Here is a 16,271-nt window from a genome sequence, read left to right as displayed (position 1 = left end):
ATTTCTGGCGCTGGTCCTATTAGCTCTTTACACAATTATTTATGGTGAAATAAAAACACATGGAGGTTGTGATGAATACAATGACCAACGAGCAGATTGTTGATCTGGACAAAGGGACTGTCTGGCACCACTTAACTCAGCACGCTGTTTTTGATACTCAGGACCCACAAATCATGGATCATGCTGAAGGGTTGGATATCTGGGATATAAAAGGTAACCATTATCTGGATGCAACTTCGGGCGGAGTCTGGTGTGTCAATGTAGGCTACGGTAGAACCAGCATCGCCGATGCCGTGCGAGACCAACTGGTCAAACTGAACTATTTCGCAGGGTCTGCAGGAACGCCAGTTGCTGCGCAGTTTGCAGCAAAACTGCTAGATAAGATGCCGGGAATGAGCCGGGTCTATTACTCCAGTTCAGGCTCTGAAGCAAACGAAAAGGCGTACAAGATGGTGCGCCAGATCGCCCATAAAAAGTATGGCGGTAAAAAGCACAAGATCCTTTACCGCGAGCGTGATTACCACGGAACAACCATCGGCTGTCTGAGCTCCACCGGCCAGGAGCAGAGAAAGGCTCAGTACGGACCATTTGTCCCCGGTTTTGTTGAATTCCCGCACTGCTGTGAATACCGCAGTCAGTATGGAGAGGTGGAAAACTACGGAATCAGAGCCGCACAGGCCTTTGAAGAAGTCATTCTACGTGAAGGGCCGGATTCAGTTGGTGCGGTAGTTATCGAGCCAATCACTGCCGGTGGTGGAGTGATCACTCCTCCTGTGGGATACCTGAAAGAGGTCGAACGTATCTGCCGTAAATATGACATCCTGATCCATGTTGATGAGGTGGTGTGCGGATTGGGGCGAACTGGTGCTTGGTTTGGCTATCAGCACTACGGAATTCAGCCGGATATTGTCACCATGGCCAAAGGGGTGGCATCCAGTTACGCCGCTATCTCCTGCACTGTCACCACCGAAGAGGTGTTTACACTGCTTAACGATGATCCTGCCGATACCGAAGGTTTCTTCCGCGATATTAGTACCTTTGGTGGCTGCACCGCAGGACCCGCAGCAGCCATTGAGAACATGCGAATCATCGAACAAGAGAATCTTATTGAGAATGCCGCTCATATGGGAGAGTACTTGTTTGCAAAGTTGGAAGAGCTCAAAGCACGCTTCCCGATCATCGGCGATGTTCGTGGTAAAGGATTGTTTCTTGGGATAGAGCTGGTGAAAAACAGAGAAACCCGTGAACCAGTACACGAATCAATAACCGCTAAAATGGCCGGACTCTGTATGCAACAGGGGTTGATTATCGGTCGGACCAACCGCTCGTTTAAAGAGTATAACAATACTCTCTGTCTTAGCCCTGCGTTGACTATTACTCAGCAACAGGCTGACATCATCGTTGAAAAACTAGCAGTAGCCTTCTCACGATTAGATAAATCTTAGCCAGTACTGACTAATTTGTAGTCACCCCCCCCCTTTTTTTGCCCGCTTTTGAAGCGGGCATTTTCTGTATAACCCACCTTAAAAGGTTTTTTTGGAGGGGTGACTGGCGTAACCGGTTAGCCTTGTGTGATTTGCACCAATGAGGCGCACAATTTTGGGGCAAATCTGGCCCAATAATGATTTTGTTTGGCTCTATTTTTGGCCCTATAGCCGGAGTTATTGTGTAGATACTCAAGTGAGGATTGGTCCAGAAAGCTCAGGCAGTATCTAAATCTGGTCCCATAAAATACTTGGATACAGTGAATGCAAATGCAAATCAAGCTCAAAGAGGACGTGACAATGATTACAGCAAAACTTAGAAAATCGACATTAGTGAAATCAATCGCTCTTGCATCAACCTTGCTCTGCTCTACGGCAAGCCTGGCTGCTGAGCAGGTAACTATCGGGTATCAGGGAATGTATAACCCGATGAAATACGCCATTGATACCAAACTGTTTGAAAAAGAAACCGGTTATGAGATCAAGTGGCGCAAATTCGACTCCGGTGCGAAGGCGATTACTGCAATGGCAGCGGGTGCCGTAGATATGACAGTGGCTGGATCAAGTCCGATTGCTAGTGCGGCTAGTAAAGGCATTGATATGGAGTTGATCTGGATAATGGAGAATATTGCCGATGCAGAAGCGCTCGTCATCAAGAACGGCAGTGGTATTTCGGCACCATCCGATCTGAAAGGTAAAAAAATCGCAGTGCCTTTTGTATCGACTACCCACTTCCACATGCTATTTGCTCTTGAGCAGTTTGGTCTGTCAGAAAAAGACGTAAAGCTAATCAATATGCAGCCAAATGCGATCATGGCCGCCTGGCAGCGTGATGATATTGATGGTGCGTTTATCTGGGACCCGGCACTTGGCAAGATCAAACAGGATGGTTCTGTGCTGATTACCTCTAAACAACTGGGGGCCTGGGGTAAGCCAACTTTTGACGGCATGATAGCCAGCAAAAAGTTCACCGCTGAAAACGAAGACTTTGTTGTGAAATTCCTTTCAACCCTGGCATCGGTAGACCGCGAGTATGTGGCTGGCCGCGAGTCAATGACAGCAGAAAGCCCGATGGCGAAGTCAGTAGCTAAGGTTGTAGGGGGCGAACCGGAAGGAGTGGTCGCTGCAATGAAGCTATATGAGTTCCTGGACTTTGATGGTCAGCTTTCCTGCCAGTGGCTGGGATGCGGTGAAAACGGTGGTGCAACCAAAGCGCTAAAATCAACCTCAGAGTTTTTGCTAAAAGAGAAAAAGATCACCGAGCTACAACCTGACTACAGCGTGTATGTAAATCCGTCCTTTGCTGAAAAAGCAAAAGCAGCACTGTAATCAGATTTGGAAGAGAGGGAGAGCGTTAGTATGACAGCGAGTAAAGTTCTTAAGATACAGGATGTATCAGTAGTATATGAAGACCGTCAGGGTGGTGACCCGGTGACTGCACTGTCAGGAGTCAATCTGGAAATTGAACAGGGAGATCTCGTTGTCGCACTTGGCGCCTCCGGCTGCGGTAAGACAACGCTGCTTAATTTAATGGCTGGGTTTATCCAGCCGACCGATGGCTACCTGACTCTTGGCAATTCATCTGTTGAAGGTTTGCCGAGGGTACAGATGGGTAAAGATATCGGTGACCAGATCCTTGGTCCCGGAGCTGAGCGTGGCGTAGTGTTTCAGAAACACGCTCTGTTTCCCTGGTTGACTGTGCTGGAGAACACCGCATTTGGTCTCAAGCTTCAGGGAGTCAATAAAGAAGAACGTATCGAAAGAGCAGCACAATACCTCAAACTGGTGGGGCTGGAAGACTTCCATGACCACAAAATTTACCAACTGTCCGGCGGAATGCAACAGAGGGTGGGTATCGCCCGAGCACTGACTAATGATCCGAGTATTCTGCTGCTGGATGAGCCTCTGGGTGCTTTGGATGCCCTGACCCGTGAAGTGTTGCAAGAACTGCTTCTGGATGCCTGGCAGGCAACCAACAAGATGATGTTCTTTATTACCCATAGCGTAGAAGAGGCGTTGTTTATGGCATCACGTCTGATAGTCATGTCACCGCGTCCGGGACGAATTACTCATAGCTTTGATCTGGACTTTAACAAGCGATTCCTGGAGTGCCGAGATGCCCGTATGGTGAAGTCGATGCCAGACTTTATCGAAATGCGTGAAAAGATCCTCTCTATTATTCATCAGGACGAACAGCCGGAGGCAGCAGCATGAGTCAGCAAGCAGCAGTCACAGTATCAAACAATTCAGAATCGGCGGTAAAGCTGAAAGAGGTCGACCTTAAGGCAGTGAACAGTTATACCGAAGAAGAAACGTATGCCCCTGAGCCACACCTCATCCGGTTATTAAACAAGATTAAGAGCTACACTTTGACTCCAGGTCAATATTATGGAGAACCGGGTCAGGGTAATTCGCGTCTTATCTCCATTTTGTCGTCTATAGGTTTTGTTATGCTCTGGGCACTTGTCACAGAAGCTGGATGGGTAAAGCCACTTTTCCTGCCATCACCAATTTCTGTGGCCGAACGTTTTGTTGACCTCTGGGTAGAAGGATTTGCTGGTGTTTCACTTGCTGACCATTTGGTTGCGAGTCTGACCCGAGTGTTTGGCGCCTTCTTCTTTGCCGTACTGACCGCAATCCCGGTGGGTATCTTAATTGGCTGTAATGTCTGGGTCCGTGGCATCTTTGATCCACTGATTGAATTCTACCGTCCATTACCGCCTCTGGCTTACCTGCCGCTAGTTATCATTTGGTTAGGTATTGACGAAACGAGCAAGATTACCCTTATTTATCTGGCCATGTTTGCACCTATCGCCCTGAGTGCCCGGGCCGGTGTTTCGTCTGCCAAAAGTGAGCAGATTCAGGCTGCCTACTCGATGGGCGCGAGCAAGATACAAGTGCTTTACCATGTGATTATTAAAAGTGCGACGCCGGAGATTTTGACTGGCTTGCGAATTGGTATCGGATTTGGCTGGACCACACTGGTCGCTAGTGAGATGGTGGCGGCTGAGGCTGGTATCGGCTATATGGTGTTAAATGCAGCGGAATTTCTGGTCACTGATGTGGTTATCGCAGGCATAGTCATCATTGGCCTGATCGCCTACTCCTTTGACCTGTTCATGCGCTACCTGGAGAAGAAACTGGTTCCCTGGAAAGGCTATTAAGCGCAACCCATTCCGACATACATACATTAAACGGGAGAGCTTCTCCCGTTTTTTATTCCGATTTATATTCTCCTGCTGGTACCAAAGATATCCCAATGTGGTGCTAAGGCAGGCGCGAACGAATACATATACTGAATTTAGTATAGAAAACAACAGAAAAAGGATGAACGCTTGTGCTTGAGTCTTTCTGGATTTTGCTGCCAGTAGTGGTAGTGGCTGCCATGGTGCGTGGTTATGCCGGTTTTGGTTTTGCCGCTATTGCCGTGGTTGGTATGAACTTCTTTCTTTCTCCTCAGCAGAGTATCCCGGTGATTCTGGGGCTGGATGTACTGTGTAGCTTAGGCCTGTGGCATCAGGCTCGTCGTCAGGCCGACATGGCGACCTTCAAGGTGCTGACCTTTGGTTCATTAGTGGGGATTCCGTTAGGACTAAGCCTGCTGCTTATGATCCCGGAAGATATGCTGAAGCTACTGATCTGTATCGCTATATTAACCTTCTCTCTGGTGCTTATCTTTGACTTTCGCCTGCGTAGTGCTGAGGGGCTTAGAGCCAAACTTGGTTTCGGAATGGCAAGTGGAATTGGCACCGCCGGTGCCTCAGTCGGTGGTCCTATGATTGTCTGCTATATGCTCTCCAGCCCGCTAACCCCAAGCGCACAACGCGCTACCATGATCCTGTTTTTTATTGTCAGCGAGCTTCTTGCATTGATGGCGTTATTCAGCGGTGGGTTGGTCGACATGGCGATACTGCAACTATTAGTCAGCCTGTTGATACCAACGCTGGTGGCAGTGCGCATGGGCCAATGGCTGTTCAACCGTTACCCACCTAAGTCACTGAAGCACTTTGCACTACCCATTATGGTGATGGTTTCCCTACTAGGGATCAGTGCCTCTATTGAACAAATAATTTGAAGCTCGGGTGCTCCCTGCATCCGACAAGAGAAAAAGGAATTTCGATTATGGAAACTGAAATCATTACGGATATTCACCCAGCGTTAGTTGGTTCACTGAGTAAAGCTGCAGCAGCGGAAACGATTATTAACTTTGGTCCAGGGCCAACCTCACTACCCAAGGAAGTCGAACGAAAAATTGCGGAAAGTTTTGATAAACCAGGGCTCACCTCGTTAGCACTTTCTCACCGTGCACCAGAGTTCCAGGAAATACTGGACCATACTATATCGACGACCAGAAGGGTGATGGAGATCCCTGATAATTATGAAGTGTTGTTTACTCACGGCGGTGGCCATGGACAGTTTGCAGCACTGCCTCTGAACCTGTGTCACAATCAGTCGGACATCGCAACCTACGTTGTGAATGGCACCTGGTCCGCAAGAGGCCGGGATGAAGCTCAGAAATACTGCTGTGTTGAAACCATCGATGGCAGTGACCCCGATACCGGTAAGCTTACGACCTTCCCGGAGTTGGTGGAAACAGATATTAATCCAGAGAGCAAATACATCTATCTCTGTTCCAATGAAACCGTGAATGGTATCGAGCTACACCGACTGCCAAAACTACCTGACTCCCGACGCCATATCCCGCTAGTCGTGGATGCTAGTTCGGACTTTACCAGTAAACCTATCGACTGGCTCGGGAGCGGTGTTGGTGTGCTGTTCGCCTGCGCATCAAAAAACATTGGTCACCCCGGACTTACCATGGCAGTAATTCGTAAGGACCTACTGGGCAAAGACAAAGCCTCACCTCTGTGCCCGGGAGTGTTTAACTACACAACCAACAGCGAGGCGGGAAATCTGTGGAACACGCCAGCGACCTTTAATATTGAAGTAGTCGGTTTCTTGATGGACTGGCTAGAGCGAGAAGGAGGAGTATCAGCAAACGAGTCGCGCTCTATTGCTAAAGCTCATGCTCTGTATGATGTGATCGATAACTCACTAGGCTTCTACGGTACTCCCATAGAGAATAAATCGCTGCGTAGTCGAATGAACATTCCGTTTAATATTAATGGTGGCGACGAAGAGTTGACCAACAAGTTTCTGATCGAGAGTTGGGAACAGGGGATTGTTGGATTGCGAACACTTACACCTTTTGGCGTAGGGGATTATCTCAGAGCTAGCCTGTACAACGGTGTGACCCAGGAAAACGTGTCAGTACTGGTCGATTTCATGGTACGTTTTGCAGAGGAAAACTCATCGGGGCGATAGTATTTTTAACATATTTCCTCCCACTTTGGGTCGCCCAGAAGCGGTTACTTACACCGGAGTATCTTCAAGAAGAAAAAGTGAGGCAAGGCGGGGCTGATTCAAAAATCTTATTGACGGATACGAGCCTGATGAGTAGCGGCACACTAAAGCTCAAATGTTCTTCCTTTATCAAGCGCTGTCACGCACAGGTATGCTGCTTTCTTTATTGGCCAAGCAATAAACTTTTAGACCACCCATAGACTCTTTGGCCTATGGGTGGTCCAAATTATGGGTAATCTAAAGTTCAGGAAACGTGACATAAAATGAGCACTAACATTTAAAAGTTATTGCCCTTTTTTATGGTGGGTTGACGGGGCTTGTAGTGAGCCATTCCAACCTAATAGTCCGCTCTGATTGAGTCTAATTGTCACCGAGGTATCCGAGTTCCTGATGAATTGACTCTATGGCTCTTAGTCGTTCAACGGTAGCATTACTTGGTGCCAGTAATTGACGGCAATCTATTTTGAATAAACTCAATAAGCATCCTTGTATGCTGAGGAACCCCCAATCTTGAGGGCATTAAAAGACTTAAACTAGCAGACTGTGATATCCAATCCGGTAAAATTTGAATAAGCTGTCCTGATTTTAGATCACTTGCACATACATAATCAGGAAGGGTTGTTACACCGAGCCCTTTGATAACTGAGTGTTTTAAGGTGGCCATATCCTCTGTACACATTAGTATATTTGTCGCCTGATTTGTTCTTCGTCCATCACTATGTAGCAATGTAATCGCATCTTTTGTAGTAGCTCGTCCAAGCTTTAAGAAATGACAGTTTGCTAGATCGTATGGATTTTCAATACTGCCATTTTGTTTTACATAACTTGGTGAGCAAAAAAGAGGCCAATCTACCTTTGCAATTGAACGCTGAATCAAAGAAGAGTCAGGAAGTTGCCCGCTGTGCCCTCGAATTGCAAAGTCAATTCCATCGGCTATTAGGTCATCGATAGTGTTGGAGATACGTTGTTCAATAACTACATTTGGGTGCAGTTTGGCAAAATCAGCAATGATATCAGGTAGTGCAAACTGCGCTAGACCAGTTGAACAACTGAATGTCACCTTGCCTGACAAACTAGCTGAGCACTCTGAAATCGATGCTTCAGCAAGTTCCATTGTATCAACAAGTTTACGTGCATGTAGAAAGAAACGTTTTCCTTCCTCTGTCACTGTTACAGTCCGTGATGTTCTTTGCAGTAATCGTACCCCTAGTCGTTTTTCCAACTGCGATACGTGCCGACTCAAACGTGACTTTGGCATATTTAGTGAGCGTGCGGCAGCGGTATAGCCTTCCTTTTCAACTACATGTACGAAGTAAAAATAATCATTTAGGTCAATCTTCATGTCTGTTCTATTTTTGGAACAAAGTGTTCGAATTGTAGATGTTTTAGCGCAAAAAGCGAGCTGCTATATTGGTTATGTGTTTTAAAAATAGAACGGCGGGCCATCATCATGATAAGTACACAACCCAAATCTCACGCTTCATATCAGGTTAGTATTTCAGGGGAACATCTAAGCATTGGTACTGGCTTTTCAGGCCTTGGGTTTAGACATACTCAATACCAAGGTTCTATGGATCCTATTCTCATGGTAGACCACTACACAATGACCAGCCCAACGTTTGGGGCACATCCTCATGCGGGCTTGTCAGCGATTTCAGTACTTTTTGAAGATACTGTTGGTCATTTCCATAACCGTGATTCACTTGGTAACGATTTCGATATTCAACCGGGAGATCTGTATTGGCTCAATTCTGGAAGTGGCGCCATTCACGATGAAGCGCCGCGAGATGGCTCTAAAATTCACGGGCTTCAAATTTTTGTGAACTTACCCACCCGTTTAAGGTATCAAGACCCCAGCTCACTGCTCGTTAAAAAGGACAGTATGCCAGTGCTAAGGGGGGAGGGATATCAAGTTAAGTTAGCTTTAGGAGAGAGTAACGGGTATCAAGGTATCAATTCTCCTGTATGGCCTTTTACAGTACTGGATGGTTTTGTTACCAGAGATTCCAGCTTCGGCCATCAAGTACCCATACATTTCAACTGTTGGTTATATAGTGTTGAAGGTCAATTGGAGTACCTGGTTCACGATAATTGGTACCGACTTGAACAAGGCGATTCAGTCGCATTCACTGAGTTGAATGGTGCAGAAATCAAGGTCAGGGGAACAAGCCCGACAAATAGCCACTTCGTCATTTTATCGGGTGAAGTCATAGAAGAATCATTTATCCAGTACGGTCCGTTTGTGATGAGCACAAACAAAGAAATTGATGAGGTTATTGAACGTTACCAACTAGGCGAATTAGGGAGCCTTTGACTCCCGAATCTGAAGCAAAATAGCATGAATATCTTTAAACAACGACAAGGTGTAGTTATGAAAATTCTTACTTTTGCTGCAACGAATAGCAGTAAATCTATCAACAAACAACTAGTTCAATATGCATCTGGCAAAATCGAATCTGCGCATATAGATTATGTGGATATCAATGATTTCGAATTGCCAATTTACAACATAGATTTAGAAGAGAAATTCGGCATTCCTAATGCGGCACATGCTTTTCTAAAACATATTCAGCAGGCTGATGCTGTTCTCATTTCATTAGCGGAACACAATGGAAGCTATACAGTAGCATTTAAGAACTTGTTCGATTGGTTAAGCCGTATTGATCGCAATGTGTATGGAAATAAACCAGTTCTTCTGTTGGCCACATCTCCTGGCGAAAATGGTGCCATCACTGTATTGAAGCAGGCTAATGATGCTGTGCCATACTTTGGTGGTCAAGTCGTTGGCTCCTTAAGTATTCCAAGTTTCTATGAAAATTTTGACAGTGAAAGTAAACAACTCAATAACGAATCACTTGATTCACAACTTGATAATCTGTTGAATCAACTCGTTTTGAATCTGCAGTATAGTTAATAAATCCACTACATATCGACACATCAAAATTAAGAGATGAGGAGAAATGGAAAGATGAGCCGTGAATCTAAAGAGTTTTACCTGTTTTCGACCATAATGTCGATTATCATGTCTGGTGGTATGTCGCTAGTAATGACACTATTGAATGGCAGTTTTGTGGATACCTTATCCACCTGGCCAGTTAATTGGCTCACCTCTTTCTGGGTGGCTTTGCCTCTTAGTATTTTGGTTGTCCCTATTACTAATCGAGCCGTAGGTTTTTTTCTAGCATTATTTGATTGGTGAAGAAGTATCGAACTATAACACCGACATTTCATATCAACAATTTAAATAAAGTAGAAGTGATTGATGGGGTTGTAACTATTATCCAGGATGGTCATTGGACTTGGTTTAGTTTGAAATATTAGTATTGCCATGATAAGGAGCGGAAAATGTTTACAGTGATGTATGAGTTCGTGATTAAAAAAGGAACGGACAATAGCTTCAGAAAGGCTTGGATCGAGCATACCGAATATATATATGCCAATTGCGGAAGTTTAGGCTCTAGATTGCATACAACTAACGTAGGCGGTACATACGTGGCATATGCACAATGGCCAAACAGAGAACTTTGGGAAGAAACGGCGGAAAGGTTCCATGCTTTATCACCAGGTACGTTATTGGAAATGAAAAAGTATCTAGTATCGTCATTGGTATTAAGAGAGTTGAAAGTTTGTGATGATTTATTTAGGCGAGAGGGGGGGATTAATTCAGATACCATTTAATAACTTCTCAATTTTAGTATGTCATATTGAGCAGGGATGACGCATAAGCAAAGGCTACGATCTCGATTAAGCTATTAAAGCTTTTCAGTTAGGAGAATATCTGACAGGCTAAGATGGTTTCTTAATACTATCATCAAGCAGATCATCGAAGCCGCCTTAAAAGCAGTGCTGCAAAAAGATAACGTGCTATCTACGAATGGGTAGTCCCTATGTAACGAAACCTCTGAGTAACGGCATACCCCATAGTAGGTTCAATACAGCAGTGTTTAGGATAACAGCTAAAACTCCCATACTCTAACGTCAATGCCTGCCACAGTTTCTTGAAGGGATGAATGATGCGAATTCACGAAGTAGTGACAAAGTATTTAGATCACTACGTAGACTGGCATCAATATAGATGCACCACCTATAAACTTGGCACAAGCGGATGTAAAGTAGTTAGCGCCAGTAAATAGGAACATAGTGGATCCTAAATATAGCTTAAACATGGCCAACTGGTTGAATTACAGTCACTCTGACTTCGTTATTAACAGGAAGCTTTCACGTTGCTTTGTAATATGCTTTTTTCTTCAATTAATAATCTATGGGTTATTAATTTAAGCGCTATAAGAAGAACTGCATAGCATGGGGGTTAGTAACGGCTTCTCCCCGACCAACAAGTGTCCTATTTTAAAAGAAAAAGGCAAGTTCAATGAAGATTGCGGTCATTTACTTTACTAATACAGATGTTACAGGAATGTTGGCAAAGTCAATAATTAAGGGTGTAAAAGAACAATCCTCTAGTATGGAAATTCTTGAGCATAAAATCAGTGGTAAGGAAATATTAGAAGGACGGTTTGTAAATTCTTCTCTATTCGAAAACCTTCTAACTTGCGATGCCATCATAATGGGATCACCGACTTATATGGGTAGTGTTTCTGCCCAATTTAAGGCGTTTGCAGATGCAAGTAGTGAATATTGGAGCGACCAACGATGGGCGAGCAAAGTTGCTGCGGGCTTTACAAGTGGTAGTGCTTTAAATGGTGATCAGTCTAGTAGTCTGAATTACTTAGTCACGCTGGCTAGCCAACATGGAATGTATTGGGTTGGTTTGGATCTCGCTCATGGCTATAGAGACCGCGGTTTAAATAGACTAGGTTGCCAACTTGGGGTCGTTGCTCAATCTTATGACGGTAACGTACACAGCATTGATAAGCTCTCAGCACAGTATCTGGGTAAAAGGGTTGCGAGTGTCGTTGATAAGCTCTCTCTAAAACATAACAAATAAGGATTTAACGTCGTGCGGCAAGGTCACTAACATATACATACAGAAGTGCTTCCCTCCGCAACTGGGACTTCGTTTGACTAGTCCTGTTGGTTGGTCCAATTAGCAAACATCGCCGCCGGATGAATGAGGAAGAGACGATGTTGTCCCGCTTAGCCTAGTTCCATTGCCTTACCGTCGTTGAGAGTTAACACTCACGAAGGGCGAAACCTGGCTATTCAATACAGTTACTCCACTCAGAGTCTACGCCTCAGTTTTCTAGACCAAAGGAGGAGAAAAAAGACACATGGGCTTGCTAAATTGTATCGACTCACATAAAGAAAGGTAACTATCATGAATGCACGTCAGATATGTCAACAAGTGTTTGAACACAGTGATCAAAATCTTACAGTCGGGCGTGACGGTGACTGTCCAATTTGCCCGGAGCAGTTAGCACTGACGACTATAGATTCTCCGTATGTTGTTGAGATGTTCGACAGCGGCCTGACGGCGGAAGTCTATCGGATTCGTTTTGATAATAAAGACTTCACTCTTAAAAAGAAGCGGCAAAATTCAAAAGTACAGAACCTAGATGGTCAGTTTTCCTTTCTTAACGAAGTTCAACGGCGAGCAGATTTTCATGCATTAAAAATCGATGGGCGTACTCAACCTGCCTTTAAAGGCATAGTAAATACGATTTACGCGGATTACCGTTTGGGGATTATTCTGTCTGACTGGATAGAAGGTGCTTCGATTGACGTGTTATCTGCTGATTTACTTGAGCAACTGTTTTCGACCTTAATCGCGTGTGAACGACATGGATTGTTTGAGTGGGATTTATGTGCGGGCAACTTACTGGTAGACGTTCAACAACAACTAAAATTGTTTGATTTTGGCTACATGTATGAGTTTGATCCAAAACGAGCATTCAACAGCAACGGAACAAGTGACCCACTTTTTAACTTCTGTGAACGCTTTGAAACGCGATTTCTGTCAGGGTGGTTACTTGAAAAGCAGTACAGTCAGGATGAGAACTTGGCCATATTTAAAGAGGTCAAGATTGCCGCACTTAACGCAGTCGACAAAAAACTGGCATGGCTTCAGAGTGACGGTGGCGAGTCTCATTTAATAGACTACTATCGCGATATCCGTCAAACATTCAGTGACGCTATATCGGACTGCGAATCGCTCAAGAAGAGTTATTTGCTAACCATGTTCCGCTCTCATGTACTCGACATTGAAGACGATTTAGAGGGCAAAAGTTGTACACCTCTCACTTTGAAACGCATCGCTGTTGTACTAGATACGCTCAAGTACCATTATCAATTGCTCAAGGACCAAGGCGCTCTTTTCTATCAAAATGAAGGACAATCACTGGAAGATCTGCGCCTTCGATATGAACAGAAGTTAAAACTGGCAGAAACTTTTCAATTGTAAGTGGCCAGCTTAACAATGTACGAAATGATGTCCGAATAGTCACTCACGTGATAGACGCCTTTAACCCGCCCATAGACTTTTTGGCCTATGGGTGGTCTAAAGCTAAAAGAACATCAGTGACCCAAAGCTCATTGAACTGATGGCCAGATAGAAAAGGGTGTGGAGGTGTCTGTCATTGTAATCATCAATCCCAATGTTACAGCACCCTCTGATTTTGCCTAATTGTCACTGAGCTCTCCGAGTTCCTCATGCACTGACTCGATAGCTCTTAGTCTTTCAACGGTCGCTTCACTAGTCGACAAAACCTGGTTGATGATGAGATTTAGTGTGCTCATTACACTGCTGTAGGAATCGAAACTCGATGTACTGTAAACATTACACTCAATTTTCCATTTTACACGCTTCTCTAGAGCTGCGGCGGTAGGATCGGCGATCAGCAGCGTTGCAGCTCCTCTGTTATTTGCCAGTTGAATTATGTCGCTGAGAAGGCGAGTTCTTCTCCTGAAACCAAATACGATCAATAAGTCATCACTGTTCAGATCAAAAAGCTCTTCAGCAATAGTCTGATGAGAACTAGGGTGAATCGTAACCCCGTCTCTAAGAAGTGATAATTGTCGTTGAAAATACTCGGCGAAAAAATGATTGTTCCTGTATCCAACTAACATGACGCGTCGATGATTAATGATTGCATTCACTATCGAGCGAAGTGTTGCCCCTTCAATACCTTCTAGCGAGCGCAATATGTTGGTTTGTTCACGATTTATGTGATCAGAAATCATCTGGCTGGTACTGGAGCTACTTTTAGCTTTTGAAGTATTGGTTTGATAAAGAGGAGTTCCCCACTTTTTCGCTTCTCTGGCCTGCTTTTTTGCATCATTAAAGTCTTTATAACCTAGGCGGCTGAAGAAACGGGATGCGGCAGCTCTCGAGGTTTCGGCAAGTTCACATAGCTCGGTAGCAGAGTAGTCAGCAATGTGGCCCGGAAAAGTTAAGAGAAAATCGGCAAGTAGCTTTTCAGAAGGGGGCATATTTTCATAATGATCCCTAATTCTAGCATCAAGCAGGTTCTGCTCGTTTAACTTATTCATGATATCTCCTGTTCCGAAAATGTGTTTTCATGCATATGTTATCTGAAAATTCATTTTCAAAAAAGCCTTGACCGACTGAAAATCAAATTTTAATATCCGTAAAGTTGATATGGAGTTTTCAATGAATGGTTTAAAAGGAAAAGAAATGACCCAAACAGATGTCGTTGCTGCATCAACAGAGTCGAAGAGGTTCGGAGCGTTTTTTCAGCTTTTTTCGAGCCGACTGAATCGAATGGTTGAAGTTACGTGCGCAGTGTTGGTTGGCGTAATGGTCCTTGTTGTTTGGTTGGGAATTGTTGACAGATACCTCGTGGGTGCGAATATCACCTGGACAGAAGAGTTTGCCAGATATGTGATGATTTGGGCGGCGCTCCTTTCTGTATCGTGTGGTGCAAGAATGCGCGAACACATTGGTTTTAACATGTTGGTAGACAAATTACCTCAGAGGTTACGACGATTGACCGTCATTTTGGTTGACCTTATGTCGGTAGTCTTTTTCATTTACCTGTTGGTATATGGACTGAAAATGACGATGGATGGAGTCCATCAGTACGCCACTATTTTCGGTATGACAATGGTGTTCCCTTTTGCAGCAGTGCCTGTATCTGCTTTCTTCACCGTGATTCAAATTATCTCGACTTCTCCATTGCTAATGAATTTTCAAGAGTACTTGCCAGTGGAGAATAACAAATGATTCTGACAGTTGCGGTTTGCTTCTTCCTATTGATGCTTTTAGGTATGCCAATTGGTTACGTGTTAGGTATCGCAGGAGTTGTTGGTCTATATGGAATTGGTGGCGACTATATGATGGTTATGGGGGCCAAGCGCTTTTTCGAGGGGTTGGACCTGTTTACCTTTATGGCTATGCCTTTTTTTATACTAGCCGGAGAGATAATGAATCGCTCGGGTATTACGGTGCGCCTAATCCAGTTTGCTGAAGCTTTGGTTGGGTATTTTCGCGGAGGACTCGCTCAGTCGAACATGCTAGCGTCGGTGATGTTTGCTGGAATGACTGGAGCGGCAGTGTCTGACGCTGCGGCCTTCGGAAATACGTTGGTGCCAGCCATGGTGAAGAAGGGGTATAGCCGTCCATTTGCTTGTGCGGTAACGGCTGCGGGCTCAATAATCGGTCCGACAATCCCACCTTCAAACCTTATGGTTATCTATGGCTCTTTAATGGGGGTTTCCATTTCCGGCTTGTTTGCAGCTGGCATCATTCCGGGCATTCTAATTGCCGTAACTTGTATGGCGTTAATAGCGGCATTTGGCCGTCGATGGATGCTACCCGCTGGTGAAAACAAACCTAGCTTATTGCTGATTTTCAAAACATTTCGTTCTAGCTTGCTCGCTATTTTCATGCCGGTATTTATCTTAGGCAGTATTCTGGCCGGGATTGTAACTCCGACGGAAGCGGCAGCAGTCGCAGTATTTTATGCACTGTTCATTGGTACGGTCATTTATCGCTGCATTGGGTTAAATGACATCTTAGAGATGCTGGTCCGTACAGCAAAAATCACAGGGGTCGTGTTCCTGATCATAGCATCTGCTTCCATTGTTGGTTGGTGGATGACATTTAACCAGATCCCCCAAATGATTGCAGACGGATTTCTCGGTTTCTCTCAGGATCCTGCGGTAATTACATTGATGATATTGCTGCTTCTTATTGGCATTGGAATGTTTATGGATATCAATGCCGTGTTAATCATCCTAGCCCCTGTTCTTGTCCCGCTTACTAACGCCATCGGCATGGATCCGATCCATGCAGGGATCATGATTATTCTGGCTCTAAATATCTCATTAATGACCCCTCCAGTGGGCGCATGTTTGTTTGTTCTTTCCTCTGTAACAGGGGAAAAAGTAGAAAAGATTACCTATTCACTTTGGCCATTCCTGCTAATTCAGTTTGCTGTATTAGTGCTTATCGCATTTTGGAGTGACCTTACATTATTTATACCTCGACACTTCGGATTCTAAGGG

At 44.7% G+C, this 16,271-nt stretch carries 16 protein-coding genes; 14 read left to right on the top strand and 2 right to left on the bottom strand.

Annotation, left to right across the window (positions count from 1 at the left end; genetic code table 11):
• The first annotated feature begins 71 nt into the window (after positions 1–71).
• The 6 genes from C4S60_RS15075 (at position 72) to serC (ending at position 6,809) form a co-directional block, all read left to right on the top strand.
• Positions 72–1,445, top strand: a complete 1,374-nt coding sequence (locus C4S60_RS15075) for an aminotransferase family protein (RefSeq protein WP_103881185.1) — start codon at positions 72–74, stop codon at positions 1,443–1,445.
• A 303-nt stretch (positions 1,446–1,748) separates the two neighbouring features.
• Entirely contained in the window at positions 1,749–2,813 is a 1,065-nt protein-coding gene (tauA, locus tag C4S60_RS15070; protein ID WP_244183121.1) for a taurine ABC transporter substrate-binding protein, read from the top strand.
• A 30-nt stretch (positions 2,814–2,843) separates the two neighbouring features.
• Complete coding sequence (locus C4S60_RS15065) at positions 2,844–3,698, top strand: taurine ABC transporter ATP-binding protein (RefSeq protein ID WP_103881184.1); 855 nt, start codon at positions 2,844–2,846, stop codon at positions 3,696–3,698.
• Positions 3,695–4,648, top strand: coding sequence for an ABC transporter permease subunit (locus C4S60_RS15060; RefSeq protein ID WP_103881183.1), 954 nt, complete (start codon positions 3,695–3,697; stop codon positions 4,646–4,648). The genes C4S60_RS15065 and C4S60_RS15060 overlap by 4 nt, the downstream gene beginning before the upstream one ends.
• A gap of 173 nt (positions 4,649–4,821) precedes the next feature.
• On the top strand, positions 4,822–5,559 hold the full coding sequence (locus tag C4S60_RS15055) for a sulfite exporter TauE/SafE family protein (protein ID WP_103881182.1): 738 nt from the start codon (positions 4,822–4,824) through the stop codon (positions 5,557–5,559).
• 47 nt (positions 5,560–5,606) lie between these two features.
• Positions 5,607–6,809, top strand: coding sequence for a 3-phosphoserine/phosphohydroxythreonine transaminase (gene serC, locus C4S60_RS15050; protein WP_103881181.1), 1,203 nt, complete (start codon positions 5,607–5,609; stop codon positions 6,807–6,809).
• A 469-nt stretch (positions 6,810–7,278) separates the two neighbouring features.
• Here the strand turns inward: serC and C4S60_RS15045 are convergent, their stop codons facing one another.
• Complete coding sequence (locus C4S60_RS15045; protein ID WP_103881180.1) at positions 7,279–8,190, bottom strand: LysR substrate-binding domain-containing protein; 912 nt, start codon at positions 8,188–8,190, stop codon at positions 7,279–7,281.
• A 228-nt stretch (positions 8,191–8,418) separates the two neighbouring features.
• On the opposite strand from C4S60_RS15045, the gene C4S60_RS15040 reads away from it, so the two are divergent.
• The 6 genes from C4S60_RS15040 to C4S60_RS15015 all read left to right on the top strand — a co-directional run bounded on the left by C4S60_RS15040 (position 8,419) and on the right by C4S60_RS15015 (position 13,206).
• A complete protein-coding gene (locus C4S60_RS15040) occupies positions 8,419–9,162 on the top strand; it encodes a pirin family protein (RefSeq protein ID WP_244183119.1) in 744 nt (247 codons plus the stop codon).
• A 57-nt stretch (positions 9,163–9,219) separates the two neighbouring features.
• A complete protein-coding gene (locus C4S60_RS15035) occupies positions 9,220–9,762 on the top strand; it encodes an NADPH-dependent FMN reductase (protein WP_103881251.1) in 543 nt (180 codons plus the stop codon).
• A 54-nt stretch (positions 9,763–9,816) separates the two neighbouring features.
• The gene (locus C4S60_RS15030) at positions 9,817–10,047 is read left to right on the top strand and encodes a DUF2798 domain-containing protein (RefSeq protein WP_160111372.1); all 231 of its coding nucleotides are present in this window, start codon (positions 9,817–9,819) and stop codon (positions 10,045–10,047) included.
• Positions 10,048–10,193: 146 nt separating this feature from the next.
• Positions 10,194–10,526 carry an antibiotic biosynthesis monooxygenase gene (locus tag C4S60_RS15025; protein ID WP_103881177.1) on the top strand — a complete coding sequence of 111 codons (333 nt, stop codon included), beginning with the start codon at positions 10,194–10,196 and terminating at the stop codon, positions 10,524–10,526.
• 691 nt (positions 10,527–11,217) lie between these two features.
• Positions 11,218–11,793 (top strand): flavodoxin family protein, encoded by a 576-nt coding sequence (locus C4S60_RS15020; protein WP_103881176.1) that lies wholly within the window; start codon positions 11,218–11,220, stop codon positions 11,791–11,793.
• 330 nt (positions 11,794–12,123) lie between these two features.
• Entirely contained in the window at positions 12,124–13,206 is a 1,083-nt protein-coding gene (locus tag C4S60_RS15015) for a protein kinase family protein (RefSeq protein WP_103881175.1), read from the top strand.
• Between the two features lie 218 nt (positions 13,207–13,424).
• Here C4S60_RS15015 and C4S60_RS15010 read toward each other — a convergent pair whose 3' ends face one another.
• On the bottom strand, positions 13,425–14,294 hold the full coding sequence (locus tag C4S60_RS15010) for a MurR/RpiR family transcriptional regulator (protein WP_103881174.1): 870 nt from the start codon (positions 14,292–14,294) through the stop codon (positions 13,425–13,427).
• A gap of 121 nt (positions 14,295–14,415) precedes the next feature.
• Here C4S60_RS15010 and C4S60_RS15005 point away from each other — a divergent pair, with 121 nt between their 5' ends.
• Both C4S60_RS15005 and C4S60_RS15000 read left to right on the top strand, forming a co-directional pair.
• Positions 14,416–14,988 (top strand): TRAP transporter small permease, encoded by a 573-nt coding sequence (locus C4S60_RS15005; RefSeq protein ID WP_160111371.1) that lies wholly within the window; start codon positions 14,416–14,418, stop codon positions 14,986–14,988.
• Positions 14,985–16,268: a TRAP transporter large permease gene (locus tag C4S60_RS15000; RefSeq protein ID WP_208623273.1), complete on the top strand. Its 1,284-nt coding sequence runs from the start codon at positions 14,985–14,987 to the stop codon at positions 16,266–16,268. Before C4S60_RS15005 ends, C4S60_RS15000 begins: the two co-directional genes overlap by 4 nt.
• The last annotated feature ends 3 nt before the right edge of the window (positions 16,269–16,271 follow it).

This window comes from Vibrio hangzhouensis, from assembly GCF_900107935.1.
In the GTDB taxonomy this organism is placed as follows: domain Bacteria; phylum Pseudomonadota; class Gammaproteobacteria; order Enterobacterales; family Vibrionaceae; genus Vibrio; species Vibrio hangzhouensis.
The sequence above is the reverse complement of the archived record's forward strand: the minus strand, read 5'-3'. Positions and strand labels throughout refer to the sequence as shown.

Excerpts from the sequence above, each read along its gene's own strand:
- C4S60_RS15020 (WP_103881176.1), top strand. The coding sequence starts at position 11,218 with ATGAAGATTGCGGTCATTTACTTTACTAATACAGATGTTACAGGAATG.
- serC (WP_103881181.1), top strand. The coding sequence starts at position 5,607 with ATGGAAACTGAAATCATTACGGATATTCACCCAGCGTTAGTTGGTTCA.
- C4S60_RS15040 (WP_244183119.1), top strand. The coding sequence starts at position 8,419 with ATGGATCCTATTCTCATGGTAGACCACTACACAATGACCAGCCCAACG.
- C4S60_RS15010 (WP_103881174.1), bottom strand. The coding sequence starts at position 14,294 with ATGAATAAGTTAAACGAGCAGAACCTGCTTGATGCTAGAATTAGGGAT.
- C4S60_RS15000 (WP_208623273.1), top strand. The coding sequence starts at position 14,985 with ATGATTCTGACAGTTGCGGTTTGCTTCTTCCTATTGATGCTTTTAGGT.
- C4S60_RS15060 (WP_103881183.1), top strand. The coding sequence starts at position 3,695 with ATGAGTCAGCAAGCAGCAGTCACAGTATCAAACAATTCAGAATCGGCG.
- C4S60_RS15005 (WP_160111371.1), top strand. The coding sequence starts at position 14,416 with ATGAATGGTTTAAAAGGAAAAGAAATGACCCAAACAGATGTCGTTGCT.
- C4S60_RS15030 (WP_160111372.1), top strand. The coding sequence starts at position 9,817 with ATGAGCCGTGAATCTAAAGAGTTTTACCTGTTTTCGACCATAATGTCG.
- C4S60_RS15015 (WP_103881175.1), top strand. The coding sequence starts at position 12,124 with ATGAATGCACGTCAGATATGTCAACAAGTGTTTGAACACAGTGATCAA.
- C4S60_RS15075 (WP_103881185.1), top strand. The coding sequence starts at position 72 with ATGAATACAATGACCAACGAGCAGATTGTTGATCTGGACAAAGGGACT.
- C4S60_RS15065 (WP_103881184.1), top strand. The coding sequence starts at position 2,844 with ATGACAGCGAGTAAAGTTCTTAAGATACAGGATGTATCAGTAGTATAT.
- tauA (WP_244183121.1), top strand. The coding sequence starts at position 1,749 with ATGCAAATGCAAATCAAGCTCAAAGAGGACGTGACAATGATTACAGCA.
- C4S60_RS15035 (WP_103881251.1), top strand. The coding sequence starts at position 9,220 with ATGAAAATTCTTACTTTTGCTGCAACGAATAGCAGTAAATCTATCAAC.
- C4S60_RS15025 (WP_103881177.1), top strand. The coding sequence starts at position 10,194 with ATGTTTACAGTGATGTATGAGTTCGTGATTAAAAAAGGAACGGACAAT.
- C4S60_RS15045 (WP_103881180.1), bottom strand. The coding sequence starts at position 8,190 with ATGAAGATTGACCTAAATGATTATTTTTACTTCGTACATGTAGTTGAA.